Here is a 13,847-nt window from a genome sequence, read left to right as displayed (position 1 = left end):
AGGCCTTCACGGACTTCCGACCAGCAGGAACAGAGACGCGGCACCGCACTCACGTGATCGAAGCCGAAACTCCCGTGATCAAAGGCGGAACACCCGAGTGCGGCCTCCAATCACGCGAGTCACGTCCCTGATCACGCGAGTCACGCCTCCGCTCACGCCGCGCCCTGTGGTCCCAGTAGCTACAGAGGACGCGGATGGTTCTAACCGTCCGTGCCACTCACGAGACCCACTACGGAGCCCAGGGCGCGGAGACCGCCCACGTGACGTCCTGGTCGTACGAGACCGGGTTGTCGAACGGGTGGCCGCCGCCGCTGGTGGCGACGTAGACCTCTTCGGCGTAGTGCCGCATGTTCGTCCCCAGTTCGTTCACCGACGCCAGCCGCACGCCCCCGGCCCCGGGCTGGGCGCAGAACGTCGCGTCCTTCCGGAACAGGTCGGTGTTGTCGTTCCCGCTCAGCCGCACCCGGAAGTCCGCGTGCCGCAGGAAATTGCCCGGATAGTTCCGCGCCTCCAGCGAGTAGCACGACGGATCCGCGAGACCGCGCCGCACGACGAACGTCGCGTCCGCCTTCAGCAACGCCGCGCTCCCCGCGTTCACCACGTCCGTCCGCGCGAGGCCGTCACGATGCCGCAGGAAGCGATCCGTGAAACCGGGCGTGGTCACCTTGAACGACCGCGCCTGGTCCAGCGGCAGATCCGCGCCGCTGCGCCAGAGCGGCACCGACGCCGCCCACGTCGTGTCCGCCGCGAAGCTCGACGGCGTGTCCCACGGGTTCGGCCCGCCGCTGCGCGCGAGATAGACGGTCGCGGCGTAGTGGCGGATGAAGGCACCGGGCTGATTGAACGACTCCAGTGCCGTTCCCCCTGCGCCTTCCCGCGCGCAGAACGTCGCATCGCCCGCGAAGGACGCCGAACCGTCGTTCGGGTCCTTCCGGATCCGCGACGACGCGTGGCGCAGGAAGTGCCCGGGGTAGTTCCGCGACTCGAACGACAGGCACGACGCGTCGGCCAGTCCCTGCCGGGCCCAGAACGTCGCGTCCTTCTTCCCGAGGTCCGCGCTGCCTTCACCGAGGACGTCCGTGCGGACGAAATCGTCCTGATGCCGCAAATAGCGATCCGTGTACCCGGCCGTCGTGACCCGAAGCGACACGAGCTCGCCTCGGCCGACCTCGGTGCCCTTGGCGATGGCTAGCACCTTCTGGTTGATCTCGCGAACCCGCGCTTCGGTCATCTTCAGCACGCGGCGGTCGTAGGTGTAGAAGCCGTTGACCTCGTTCTCGACGTCGTACGGCTCGGTGTAGACCGACGCGGAAAGCCCCCGGCTGTGCACGAACCGCCCGACCTGTTTGGTGATCTCGACGTACCGGTTCGTCAGCGACGTCTCGTCCGGATACAGCGCGCCGTACGCGAAACCCTTGCCCGGCTCCCATTCGTGCCCGGTGACGCGCCGCCCGAGGCCGCCGTACTCCCCCAGCACCGCGATCCTTCGCGCGTCGGGTTGCCTCGTGCCGGTGGAGACCTGGTACGCGTGGTCGTCGATCACGTCGCCGTTGCCCGGATCCGGATCGGACACGCAGCAGTTCGACCCGGAGTTGTGGTTGATCAGCCGGGTGTCGTCGATCGAGCGGACCAGATCCACGATGCGGCCGGCTTCGTACTCGCCCCAGCCTTCGTTGAACGGCACCCACTGCACGATCGAGGTGATGCCCTTGTGCTGCTCGATCATCCGCCGCAGTTCGGATTCGTAGTTCGCGTGCCCGTTCGGGACTTCGTCGATCGAGTCGAGCGACGGCATGTCCTGCCAGACCATCAGCCCCAGTTTGTCGGCGTGGTAGAACCACCGCGCCGGCTCGACCTTGATGTGCTTGCGGACCATGTTGAAGCCCAGGGCCTTCTGGCGTTCGAGGTCGAATCGCAGTGCCTCGTCGGTCGGCGCGGTGTAGATGCCGTCGGGCCAGTAGCCCTGGTCGAGCGTGCCCAGCTGGAAGACGAACTTACCGTTGAGCAGCGGCCGCATCACACCGCCGACCATTGCCTTGCCCAGCGAACGCATACCGAAGTACCCGGTGACGACGTCGCCGCCCGGCAGCCGCACGCGCAGGTCGTAGAGGAACGGGTCGTCGGGCGACCACAGCCGCGCGTTCGGCACTGGGACCCGCAGATGGGACCCGACGGCACCGGTGGCGGTGCCGACCACTTGGCCGCCGGAAAGCACTTCGGCGGTCGCTTGCTGCCCGGGAGTGCCCTGGACGACGAGGTCGAGCGCGCCGCCGGGGACGTCGGGGGTGGTGTCGAGCCGCGTGATGTGCTCCGCCCGAACCGGTTCCAGCCAGACGGTCTGCCAGATCCCCGACGCCGCCGTGTAGAAGATGCCGTCTGGGCTCTTGCGCTGCTTCCCCACCGGGTACCGGCTGCCGTCGACCGGCGACGCGACGCCGACGACGATCTCGTTCTCCCCCGCCTTCAGTGCCGGGGTGATGTCGAAGGAGAAGGCGTCGAAACCACCGGTGTGGCTCCCGATCGACGTGCCGTTGACCCAGACCTTGGTCTCCCAGGTGACGGCACCGAAGTTGAGCTTCACCCGGCGGCCGTCCCAAGTGGACGGAACGGTGAACGTCCGCCGGTAGAACATGTTGTCCTCATGCCGTTTGATCCCCGAAAGCATCGATTCGATCGGGTAAGGCACGAGTACGTTTTCGCTCAACGGCCTGCCGATCGGCGGCGAATTCAGGTTCGGCGCCCCGGTGAAACCCCAGGTTCCGTTGAGGTTGAGCCATTCCGAGCGCACCAGCTGCGGGCGTGGATACTCGGGCAGCGCGTTCGACGGCGAGACCTGGTCCGTCCACGGGGTCGGTAGCGGTACGGGAGCGGCTTGGGCGACGGGAACGAGTGTCGTCGCGGCGGCCAGCAGACCGGCCACGACGCTCAGGGCGCGCGCGGTTCTTCGGAGCATGCGATCTCCCCTATCTCCTGGCGGTCGTGCGCGCCAGCGACCGCTGCAGCACAACGACCACCAGCAGGAACGCACCGCTGACCACCGACTGGTAGTTGCTGTCGAGAGTTCCTATCTGGTTGATGACGTTCTGGATGACCGTTCGGATGCCCACGCCGATGACCGTTCCGAGAATCGTGCCCATCCCGCCGGTCAGCAGGGTGCCGCCGATGACGACGACGGAGATGGCGTCCAGTTCGAGGCCGACCCCGATCACCGTGACACCGGACTGCAGGTAGGCCGCGGTCAGCGCGCCCGCGAGCCCGGAAAGCACCCCGCTCATCACGTAGACGGTGACCTTCGTGCGTGCCACAGGGAGGCCCATCAGCTTCGCGGACTGCTCCGAGCCGCCGGTCGCGAACACCGCTTGCCCGAACCGGGTCCGCCGCAGCAGGAGCCCGCCGATCAGGCACAGCGCCGCCGCGATGAACACCGGATAGCCGAACCCGAACAGCGTGCCGCGCCCGAGTTCGACGAACGCCTCGCCCTCGGGGATCTTGTACGTCGTCGCGCCCTCGGTGGTGATCGCGAGCAGCAACCCGCGGGCGAACAGCAGCGACGCCAGCGTGACGATGAACGGTGCCATCCCGGTCTTGGCAACGAGCAACCCGTTGATCAGGCCGATCAGCCCGCATACGGCCAACGGCAGCAGGAGCGCGACAAGGAAACCCCACTGCGACCCGTAAGCCGCGAGGACCCCGCCGAGCGCGTAGACCGAACCCACGGAGAGGTCGATCCCGCCGGTGATGATCACGAACGTCATCCCGAGCGCGATGATCGCGAGGAACGAGCTCTGCAACGCGATGTCGCGCAGGTTGTCCAGGCTGCCGAACCGCGGGAACAGCAGCCACGCGACGGCGACCATGAGCACCAGCGCGATCGCCGCGCCCTGTTTCTGCAGGACCCCGGTCATGAGCTCGCGCCGGGTGGAGTCCTGGGCGGCCATCGTGGGCGCCGCGGTCATCGGCTGCTCCGTTCCCGTGCGACGTACACCGCGCCGACGATGATCGCGGCCTGGATCATCTGCGCGGTCGAATCCGGCAGGTTGTGCTTGATGAGCGTGGCGCGGACGAGCTGCATGAGCAGGACACCCATCACCGTGCCGAGGATGCGGACACGGCCGCCGGTCAGCGGGGTGCCGCCGACCACGACCGCGGTGATCGCGGACAGTTCCATCAGCAATCCGGCGTCCGCGGGGTCACCGGCGCCGAGCCTGGCGGTGGACAGCACCCCGGCGAGCGCCGCGAGCAGACCGCAGATGGCGTAGACGCCGATGAGGACGCGGTTGACCGGCAGCCCGGCGAGCACGCTGGCCCGCCGGTTGCCGCCGATCGCGACCAGCCGCCTGCCGAACGCGGTCTTCCCGACCAGCGCCGCCACCAGCACGGCCAGTACGGCCGCGATGAGCACGCTCACCGGGATCCCGAGCGCCTCGCCGTTGCCGAGCGCGAGGAAATCCGGATCGTGCAACTGGATCAGCTGGCCGTCGGCGAGGACGAGCGCGAGCCCGCGACCGCCGACGAGCAGGGCGAGTGTCGCCACGATCGGCTGGATCCCGACTTTGGCGACGAGGACCCCGTTCAGCGTCCCCGCGGCCAGGCCCGCCGCGAGCGCGACCGCCACCGCCGGCAGGGTCCCCGCGCCCAGGTACAGCGGGACGAGCGCGGCCGAGAGCGCCATCACCGCGCCCACCGACAGGTCGACGCCTTCGGTTCCGATCACCAGCGCCATCCCGAGCGCGACCACCAGTACCGGCGCGGCCTGGATGAGCTGGGTGCGGAAGTTGCCGATGGTCAGGAAGTTCGCCGTGAACGCGATGTTGAACAGCACGAGCGCGACGACGGCGACGTACACGCCGTACTCCTGCAGCCACCGCGCCACCCGGGTCCGGTCCACCGTTTTCGCCGTGTCCGTCATGGTGGGTACCGGTTCCTCCGTTCTCCGCTGAGTGCTAGTCATCCGCGCCACCCGAAGCGATCGCGGCCAGCACGTGGTCCTGCGTCAGCTGCTCCCCGGCGAGTTCCCCGACCACCGCGCCGTCCTTGAGCACGACCAGCCGGTCCGCTCCGTCGAGAAGCTCTTCCATCTCCGACGAGATCAGCAGGACGGCGAGCCCTTCTTTGGCGAGCTCGTCGATGAGCGCCTGCACCTCTGCCTTCGCGCCGACGTCGATACCCCGGGTCGGCTCGTCGAGCAGCAGCACCTTCGGCTCGGTGCAGAGCCAGCGGGCCAGCAGCACCTTCTGCTGGTTGCCGCCGGAAAGCTCGGCGACCTTCTGGTCCGGGCTCGACACCTTGATCCGCAGGCGTTTCACGAACGTGTCGACGATCCTGTCCTGCCGGGCCCGGCTGACGAGGCCGAAGCGGGACAGCTTCGGCAACGCGGCGAGCACGATGTTCTCCCGCACCGAAAGATGGGGAATGATCCCTTCGATCTTGCGGTCCTCGGCGAGCATGCTCACGCCCGCGCGCATCGCGGCCGCCACATTCCCTTGCGGGACTCGCTTTCCGCCGACGAGCACCGTGCCACCCGACAGCGGCAGGTCGCCGACGATCGCCCGCGCGGTCTCCGTGCGGCCGGAGCCGAGCAGCCCCGCGAGGCCGACGATCTCGCCGGGTTTGATCTCCACCGAGACACCGCCCAGCCGGTTGCCGCTGGTGAGGTTCTCCGCGCGCAGCACCGGTTCCCGGCCCGCCTCATGGTCGCCCTCGAAGGCCGTCGCGCCGTGCGAGCGGATGTCGCCGACGCTGCGGCCGAGCATCATCGACACCAGTTCCAGCCGCGGCAGGTCGGCGAGCGGTCCGGTGTGGACCCGCCTGCCGTCCCGCAGCACCGTGACGCGTTCGCAGATCCGGTACAGCTCGTCCATGCGGTGGCTGACGTACACGATCGCGATCCCGCGTTCGCGCAGCCTGCCGATGACCTCGAACAGCGTCTCGACCTCGCGCGGTTCCAACGAGGACGTCGGCTCGTCCATGATCACGACGTCGGCGTCGACCGACACCGCCCGGGCCAGCGCCACCATCTGCTGCGCGCCGACGCCGAGTGTCCCGAGTGGACGGCGGACGTCGGCGTCGATGCCGTAATCCGCCAGCAGCGCCGCCGCGTCGGAGTTCATCCGCGCCCAGTCGACCAGCCCGAACCGCTTCCTCGGCTCCCGGCCGAGGTACACGTTGCTCGCCACGCTCATCAGCGGGATGAGGTTGACCTCCTGGTAGATCGTGGAGATCGCACCCCGCGCATGAATCGTGCCCGAGTCCGGTTTGTGCACGCCGGTGAGCACCTTGATCAGCGTCGACTTGCCGGCGCCGTTCTCGCCCACCAGCGCGTGCACCTCGCCCGGCCGCAGCGCGAACGACACGTCGTCGAGCGCGCGCACCCCGGCGAACGTCTTCGTCACGCCTTCGACCTCGAGAACCGGTTCCATCGTCAGTACGCGTTTCCGAGCTTCTGCGCGGCGTTCGCCGAGTCGTACTGGTCGTCGGAGATCACGACGGTCGGCGGGATCTCCTTGCCCGCGGCGAAGTCCTGCAGCGTCGAGAAGGCGAGCGGACCGAAACGCGGGTTGGACTCGATCACCGCGTTGTAGCTGCCGTCGGCGATGAGCTGGACGGCGTTGCGGGTGCCGTCGATCGAGACGATCTTGACGTCCTTGCCCGGCGTCTTGCCCGCGGCCTTGAGCGCGGTGACCGCGCCGATGCCCATCTCGTCGTTCTCGGCGTAGACCGCGGTGATCTCGGGGTTGCTCTGGATGAGCTGCTCCATGACCGCCTGTCCCTTGGAGCGGTCGAACTCGCCGGTCTGCTCGGCGACGACCTGGATGCCCGTGGTCGCGGCGATCTCGTCCTTGAAACCCTTGGTGCGGTCGGTGGTCACGTTGTTGCCGGACGCGCCGAGCAGGATCGCGACCTTGCCGGTGCCGCCGGTCGCCTTCACCATCTCCTGCGCCGCGCGTTTGCCCTGCTCGACGAAGTTCGAGCCGATGAAGGTCAGGTAGTCGGTGCACGGCTGCGAGGTCACCTTGCGGTCGATCGTGATGACCGGGACCTTCTTGGCCTTCGCCGCGTCGAGGGCGGGCTGGAGGCCGTCCGAGTTCAGCGGGGCCACGATGAGCAGCTGCGCACCCCTGTCCAGCAACGACTTGATGTCGCTGACCTGTTTGTTGAGATCGCTCTGCGCGTTGGTGACCAGGAGTTTGTCGTCTGGGACACCGAGTTTCTTCGCTTCGTCCTTGATGGACTGTGTCTCGGCGATCCGGAACGGGTTCGCCTCCTTCTCCGACTGGGAGAAGCCGATGACCGCGTTCTTCACGTCCACCTGCGGGTAGCCGGTCTTCTCGCGGGCGCAGCCCGGCCCCGCGGCCTGGTTCGGCGCCGCCGAAGCGGCGGGCCCCGCCCCCGACGGGGCGGACTGCTGGGTCTCACGGCTGGTGCAGGCCGTCAGCGCGAGCGCGAGGCCGGTCGCCAGGAGCAGGGTGCGGCGGATGGGCAGGGACATCGATCGCTCCTCGGGGAAGTCGAGCACACGGATCTGCGGTGACCCATGTCACTCATAGGGACGATGCCAGATTTACATCGTTGGTACAACGTTGTAAATCCGCCGTTCGCGCGGCTAGGCTGTGCCGGATCTGTACCGGAGCACTGCGGAGGGGAGCGAGGGTGGCCACGCTCAAGGACGTCGCCAAGCTTGCGGGCGTCTCGGTCAAGACCGTGTCGAACGTGGTCAACGGCTACGACTTCGTCAAGCCGGAGAACCGCAAACGCGTCGAGGAGGCACTGGCGTCGACCGGGTACCGGCCCAATCTCGGTGCCCGCAACCTCCGTCGCGGGCGTACCGGGTTCCTCGGGCTGATGCTGCCCGAGTTGAGCATCCCGTACTTCGGCGAGCTGGCCGGCCTGGTGCTGCAGGCGGCGCAGGAGCACGAGTGGAACGTCCTCATCGAGCAGACCCTCGGCACCAGGGAACGTGAGCGCAACGCGCTGTCCGCGCTGGGCCCGCATCTGATCGACGGCGCGATCATCAGCCCGGAGGCGTTGCACACCAACGACTTCGAGGATCTCGCACCCGGTGTCCCGCTGGTGATGCTCGGCGAGCACGTCGTCGACGTCCCGATCGACCACGTCGGCATCGACAACGTCCAGGCCGCCCGGATCGCGGTGCGGCATCTGATCTCGCTCGGCCGCCGCCGGATCGCCGCGATCGGGGCGCATCCGCAGCGCCATACCGCCGCTCAGCGTTTGGAGGGTTACCACTCCGCGCTCGCCGAGGCGGGGCTCGCGCCCATCCCGGAACTGGTCCTGCCCGCGCTGCGGTATCACCGCGCCAACGGCGCCGAAGCGATGGCACATCTCCTCGCGCTGCCGGAACCGCCCGACGCGGTCTTCTGCTTCAACGACCTCCTTGCCATCGGCGCCCTTCGCGCCGCGGCCGAACGCGGCGTCCAGGTGCCGTCGGACATGGCGATCGTCGGTTTCGACAACAACGAGGAGAGCGCGTACAGCCTGCCTTCGCTGACGACGATCGCGCCGGACAAGGCGGCGATCGCGCGGGCCGCCGTCGACCTCCTGCGCCGTCGTATCGCGGGCGGGAGCGACCTCGAACCGGAAGACGTCCAGACCCCCTTCTCGCTCGAAATCCGGAACAGCACCATCGCCTGACCCCCGCGTTTCGTCCTCTGAATGCGGTAGTTGCGTGTGCAAGGACCGCATTCAGAGGACGAAACGCGGGAGGCGTGGCATGGTGTGTCCGTGAACCGGGCCCTGGCGGTGCTGACCCTCGTCGCATACGTGACGTTGCCGCTCGGCTCGGCCAAGTACGAGACGCTCGTGCTGCCGACGCTCCTCGCCGGGCTCGTCTACGCGGCGATCGCGATCGTGGGCTTCCCCTGGGTGCAGAAACACGGACGCGCGTGGGCGATCGCGTACGTCTGCGTTCAGTTACCGCTCGGTTTCACCCTGTTCTCGCTTTCGGGCGCCGCCGTCGGGGCGGTCCTGCTTCTCGTGGTCCTCGTCTGCCACACCGTGTTGCTGCTGCCCTTGCCGGTGGCGTTCGGGGTCGCGGTCGTGATCCCGCTCATCCACCTGCCGATGGCGCCGATGGACGGACTCCGCGAGGGGCTCGGGACGCTGGCGGTCATGGTTTTCGCCGCCGTGGTGACCGAACTGGTCGTCCGCGAGAAGCGGGCGCGGGAGGAGCTCGCCGAGGCACACGAACGTCTTCGCGATCACGCCGCCCAGGCCGAGCAGCTCGCGACGATCCAGGAACGCAACCGGCTCGCGCGCGACATCCACGACGGGCTCGGACACCACCTCACGGTCGTCCAGATGATGTTGCAGGCCGCCCGTGCGGTGATCGGCACCGGCGACACGGAACGGGCCGACGGGATGCTCGCCAAGGCACAGGATCAATCGCGCGAGGCGCTGGCGGAGGTCCGGCGCTCGGTGTCGGCGTTGCGTGAGCCGCGCTCCGAGCCGCTCACGGACGCGTTGCGGACGCTGGCCGACGAGGCTTCCGAGGCGGGCGTGCCGACCGGGTTCGAGGTCAAAGGCACCGCACGGGACACCCGCCCCGACGTCGAGGAGTCGCTGTTCCGGGCGGCACAGGAGGGACTGACCAACGTGCGCAAGCACGCGCGGGCCAAGGCCGCGACCGTGGTGCTCGACTACGCCGTCGCCGATCTCGTTCGCCTCGAAGTCCGCGACGACGGTGTCGGGATCGCCGCGGCTTCCCCATCGGACAACGGTTTCGGCCTCGTCGGGCTCCGCGAGCGGGTCGCCGGCCTGGGCGGCCGGGTCTCGGTCGACTCCACCGAAGGCCAGGGCCTGACACTCACCGTGGAGGTGCCGGGATGACCGTCCGCGTGCTGATCGTCGACGATCAGGCGTTGTTCCGCGAGGCCTTGGCGACCCTGCTGGAAGTCCAGCCCGAGATCGACGTCGTCGGTGAGGCGGCGAACGGCGAGGAGGCCGTGCGGCTCTGCGCCGAACTCCGCCCCGATGTCGCGCTGATGGATCTGCGGATGCCCGTGCTGGACGGAATCGCGGCCACCGCGCGGCTTCGCGCCGAGCAGCCCGGCGTGCGCGTCCTGGCGCTGACGACGTTCGACGACGACGAAGACGTGTTCGCCGCGTTGCGCGCGGGCGCCGTCGGCTATCTGTTGAAGGACGTCTCGTCGACGCGGCTGGTCGAGGCGCTGGTGGCGGCCGAACGGGGCGAATCGGTGCTGCAGCCTTCCGTCGCGGCGAAACTCGTCGCGCGGGTGGCCCGGCTCCCCGCCGAAACACCCCGACCGTCGGCGACGCCCCTTTCGGAACGGGAACTGGAGGTCGTCCGGCTCCTCGCGGACGGCCGGAGCAACCGCGAGATCGCCAAGTCGCTGTTCCTCGCCGAGGGCACGGTGAAGAACCTGGTGACGAGTGTCCTGTCCAAACTCCAAGTGCGGGATCGCACCCAGGCCGCCCTGCGCGCGAAGGAGCTCGGCCTGTTCTGAGCGTTGGGTACCTACTGTGGTCGGAAGTCCGTGAAGGCCTCCTTGAGGGACCCTGGGTCCCTCAAGGAGGCCTTCACGGACTGGGCACACTGGGCCCAACGTGAGTAAAGGCGTGACTCGGGTGTCTGAACACCGGTCACATGACCGAGCGCATGACTTCCGGCACCTGCCCTCGTGCCCCGCCGCGGCCGAACATTGCTCCCGTCGCAACGACCGAGGGAGCCGGAAATGAACCACACGACCGAACAGAAGACCCGCAAGCAGGCCGTCCTGCACTTCACCCGCCACGCCGTGGAGATGCTGATCTCGATGGTGGCCGGGATGATCGTCCTCGAACCGGTCTGGTCGTTCCTGTGGCCGGGCCTCGCCGGGAACGTGACCGCGAACGCGCTGGTGATGGCGACGAACATGTCGCTCGGGATGGCGCTGTGGATGCGGATCCGGCGCCACGGCTGGGCGTCCATCGCGGAGATGTCGGCCGCGATGTACGTCCCCTACCTGCTGTTCCTGCCGTTCTTCTGGACCGGCCTGATCTCGGGATCGACCCTGATGACGGCCGGGCACGTGGTGATGGTGCCCGCGATGCTCGCCGCCATGTTCCGCCGCCGCGCCGAGTACGGAGCCTGACCATGCGCTCCTTCGTCCGTGTCACGCTGACCGTGCTGGCGTTCACCGCCGCCGCGCTGGCCCTCCCGGTCACACTCGGCGCCGTCACGCTCAACGCCAGCTTCGAGAACCGCTACACACAGAGAACCGACGGGGTCGCGCCGCCACCGACACCCAAGGCGCACGATCCCGCCAAGCCGACCGCGGTGGTCGTCGTCGGGAACGAAGGCGCCGTCGTCTCCGACGCGCTCGCACCGTACGAAGTCCTGGCGGCGTCCGGCGCGTTCAACGTCTACACCGTCGCGCCGCAGGCCCGGCCGGTCACCTTGACCGGCGGTCTCGATCTGAGCCCGGACCTGGGTTTCGCCGATCTCGATCGGTTGCTTTCGTCGAAAGCCCCGGACGTCGTGGTGATCCCCGCGTTGCCGGATCTCGGCGAGCCGACCACGCGGCCGGTGACCGAGTGGCTGAAGCGGCAGTCGTCGCGGGGCTCGCTGCTCATGAGCGTCTGCAACGGTTCGGGCGTCCTCGCCTCGGCCGGGCTCCTCGACGGGCGGAAGGCCACCGCGCACTGGATCCGCATCGGCGGGTTCGACGACGAATTCCCCGCCGTGGACTGGATCCGCGGCACGCGCTACGTCGACGACGGGAACATCGTGACCACGGCCGGCATCCTTTCCGGGATCGATGGGGCGCTCCACGTCACCGAGCGGTTCGCCGGCACCGAAGTCGCGCGGAAGGCGGCCGAAGCCGTCGGCTGGACCCACTACTCCCCCGGTTCGAGCGCGCCGATGACGCAGAACAGCTTCGAAGCGGCGGACACCGTCGTCGGGTTCAACACCGCGTTCCGCTGGGACAAGCCGATGCTGGGGGTCCTGCTGACTCCCGGGGTCCGGGAACTCGAACTCGCCGCGGCGTTCGACACCTACGGCCAGTCGCTGGCGGTCGAGACCACGGCCGTCGGTCTCGACGGCACGCCGATCCGGTCCCGGCACGGACTGACCTTCGTCCCACGCGGCACGCCGACGGCTGAAGACCGGCTCGTCGTGCCCGGCGCGGAAGCCGCCGCGAGTCACGCCGCCGATCTGTACTCCGCGCTCTCACCGGTGTACCTGCACGCCGGGCCCGGGTTCCCGTTCGACGCCGTACTCGAAGACCTGGTGCGTACCACCGACACCGCGACCACGCGGTGGACGGCCAGGACCTTGGAGTACGAGACGGATCATCTCGCGCTGGACGGCGAAGCGTGGCCTTGGACGATCACGCTGCGCCCGTTCGGGCTGGCCGTCCTCGGGCTGCTCGCGGCCCTCGGGATCCGAGCGCTCTACCGCATGATCCGGAGGACGTCGCCGACCGGGCGGCGAGGTGTGGTGGACCCCGGGAAGCCGTAGCCCAGACGGAAAACGGCCTGCGGATGCGCGTTTTCGCCCAGCAGCGACCGGAGGACGGCGCGTGCGGACGGGATCTCCATCGGCTGCGAGTAGAACGACGCGCTGAGGCCGAGCGAAGTCGCCGTCAGCAACGCCCGCTGCATCGCCCGCCCGGCCCGGATCTGGGCGAGCGGCCCGTCGGTCGGTGTCGTCAGCACCGCGACGACCGGATCGCGTTCGAACTCCCGGGACTGCTCGCTCTCCCCGTGATGCCGGACGGGCAGCAAGCCGCCCGAGGGACGCGGTCCGCCCGCATAGGCCGGGACGCCGTCGTTGCCCCCGCTTTCCCTGGTCCACGCCCGGAGTTCCGCCTGGAAGCGGTCGTCGAGGGTCTGCAGGTGATCCGCCCGCCGGATGAGTCCCGCGACGGCCTCCAGCAGACCCACTTCGTCGAGCAGGACCAGTTTCGCGCCCTCTTCCCCGGCGGCCCGCCGCACCGCGTGCCGGGCTCCGGCGGGCACCGGGGTCGAGGCGAACGGCCGACGGTTGCTGTACCGCACGCGGATCGACGCCGCCAGCCGCTGCTCCGCCGCGCTCGCCCGGTGCCGGGGCCCGATCCCCACCCTGGCCAGCAGTTCCGGCCGGTCCCTCTCCGGCAGGAGCTCCACCTCGCAGGACCGTCCCGCGACGGCGATCGCGAGTTCGAGGTTCAGCAACGCCGCGCCGCAGGACAACCGCGCCTCACGGCGATCCGGGTCGCAGACCTCGAGCACGCGATCCTCGTCGAGGACGACGCCGATGACGTCCGGTCCGACCTCGAAGAGCCACGGCTGGGTGTTGTGCGGTGACGGTGCCCGGACGGCGGCCTCCAGCGCGGCGGTGACGACCGGTGCTTCGGTGAGGATCATCGCGGCTCCCTAGCCCGTGGAGGTCACCTCAGCCTTTCGCGCGGGCGCCGGGACCGTAAGTGGCCGTGGTCCTTTCCGGATCGGGACCTTCGGCCCTCAGTCACCCACCCGCGGGCCGGGGCCGGTCTCCCGGACGACGCGGTAACGGGGGTTCGCGCTCACCCGCGACTCGACCTCGCCGGGCAGCCCGTCGAGCGCCGCGTGGATGGCCGCGAGCCGGCCCGCGGTGTCGGAGGTCTCCTCGAAATGCCGGTAGTCCGCCTCACTCGCCCAGCTGACCAGGTTGACGACCCGCGTCCCGTCCACACTCGCGTGGAACCGGGCCGACACGTAGCCCGGGTAGAACCGCACCCAGCGGTCCTGGATCTCGGCGAAGGCCTCCACCAACGCCGCCTGGGTCTCCGGTCCGTCGACCGCGTACTCGATGATCGAGTAGAAACCCTTGTCCTCACTCATGTTCACTCCTCGAAAGCCGGTGATGA

The 13,847-nt window shown here is 69.0% G+C and carries 12 protein-coding genes; 5 read left to right on the top strand and 7 right to left on the bottom strand.

Annotation, left to right across the window (positions count from 1 at the left end; all coding sequences use genetic code 11):
* Positions 1–229: 229 nt before the first annotated feature.
* From DMC64_RS13705 to DMC64_RS13685, 5 genes are read right to left on the bottom strand one after another with little or no spacing between them, the layout of a single operon-like run.
* Positions 230–2,953 (bottom strand): AbfB domain-containing protein, encoded by a 2,724-nt coding sequence (locus DMC64_RS13705; RefSeq protein ID WP_125733809.1) that lies wholly within the window; start codon positions 2,951–2,953, stop codon positions 230–232.
* A gap of 10 nt (positions 2,954–2,963) precedes the next feature.
* Positions 2,964–3,956, bottom strand: a complete 993-nt coding sequence (locus DMC64_RS13700) for an ABC transporter permease (RefSeq protein WP_038513096.1) — start codon at positions 3,954–3,956, stop codon at positions 2,964–2,966.
* Positions 3,953–4,909 carry an ABC transporter permease gene (locus DMC64_RS13695; protein WP_125733808.1) on the bottom strand — a complete coding sequence of 319 codons (957 nt, stop codon included), beginning with the start codon at positions 4,907–4,909 and terminating at the stop codon, positions 3,953–3,955. The genes DMC64_RS13700 and DMC64_RS13695 overlap by 4 nt, the downstream gene beginning before the upstream one ends.
* Positions 4,910–4,943: 34 nt before the next feature.
* A complete protein-coding gene (locus DMC64_RS13690) occupies positions 4,944–6,419 on the bottom strand; it encodes a sugar ABC transporter ATP-binding protein (RefSeq protein WP_125733807.1) in 1,476 nt (491 codons plus the stop codon).
* A 2-nt stretch (positions 6,420–6,421) separates the two neighbouring features.
* Positions 6,422–7,489 carry an ABC transporter substrate-binding protein gene (locus tag DMC64_RS13685; protein ID WP_125733806.1) on the bottom strand — a complete coding sequence of 356 codons (1,068 nt, stop codon included), beginning with the start codon at positions 7,487–7,489 and terminating at the stop codon, positions 6,422–6,424.
* 161 nt (positions 7,490–7,650) lie between these two features.
* Here DMC64_RS13685 and DMC64_RS13680 point away from each other — a divergent pair, with 161 nt between their 5' ends.
* The 5 genes from DMC64_RS13680 (at position 7,651) to DMC64_RS13660 (ending at position 12,478) form a co-directional block, all read left to right on the top strand.
* Positions 7,651–8,649 carry a LacI family DNA-binding transcriptional regulator gene (locus DMC64_RS13680; protein ID WP_072027016.1) on the top strand — a complete coding sequence of 333 codons (999 nt, stop codon included), beginning with the start codon at positions 7,651–7,653 and terminating at the stop codon, positions 8,647–8,649.
* 90 nt (positions 8,650–8,739) lie between these two features.
* Entirely contained in the window at positions 8,740–9,843 is a 1,104-nt protein-coding gene (locus tag DMC64_RS13675; RefSeq protein WP_233629647.1) for a sensor histidine kinase, read from the top strand.
* The gene (locus tag DMC64_RS13670; protein ID WP_125733804.1) at positions 9,840–10,481 is read left to right on the top strand and encodes a response regulator transcription factor; all 642 of its coding nucleotides are present in this window, start codon (positions 9,840–9,842) and stop codon (positions 10,479–10,481) included. The genes DMC64_RS13675 and DMC64_RS13670 overlap by 4 nt, the downstream gene beginning before the upstream one ends.
* Before the next feature lie 228 nt (positions 10,482–10,709).
* A complete protein-coding gene (locus tag DMC64_RS13665; protein ID WP_125733803.1) occupies positions 10,710–11,108 on the top strand; it encodes a hypothetical protein in 399 nt (132 codons plus the stop codon).
* 2 nt (positions 11,109–11,110) lie between these two features.
* Positions 11,111–12,478, top strand: coding sequence for a GlxA family transcriptional regulator (locus DMC64_RS13660; protein ID WP_125733802.1), 1,368 nt, complete (start codon positions 11,111–11,113; stop codon positions 12,476–12,478).
* Here DMC64_RS13660 and DMC64_RS13655 read toward each other — a convergent pair.
* Positions 12,412–13,365 carry a nitroreductase family protein gene (locus DMC64_RS13655; protein WP_125733801.1) on the bottom strand — a complete coding sequence of 318 codons (954 nt, stop codon included), beginning with the start codon at positions 13,363–13,365 and terminating at the stop codon, positions 12,412–12,414. The genes DMC64_RS13660 and DMC64_RS13655 overlap by 67 nt on opposite strands.
* Before the next feature lie 96 nt (positions 13,366–13,461).
* Entirely contained in the window at positions 13,462–13,821 is a 360-nt protein-coding gene (locus tag DMC64_RS13650) for an antibiotic biosynthesis monooxygenase (protein ID WP_125733800.1), read from the bottom strand.
* Between the last annotated feature and the right edge of the window lie 26 nt (positions 13,822–13,847).

Origin of the sequence: Amycolatopsis sp. WAC 04197, assembly GCF_003947475.1 — a bacterium.
GTDB classification, from domain to species: domain Bacteria; phylum Actinomycetota; class Actinomycetes; order Mycobacteriales; family Pseudonocardiaceae; genus Amycolatopsis; species Amycolatopsis japonica.
The sequence above is the reverse complement of the archived record's forward strand: the minus strand, read 5'-3'. Positions and strand labels throughout refer to the sequence as shown.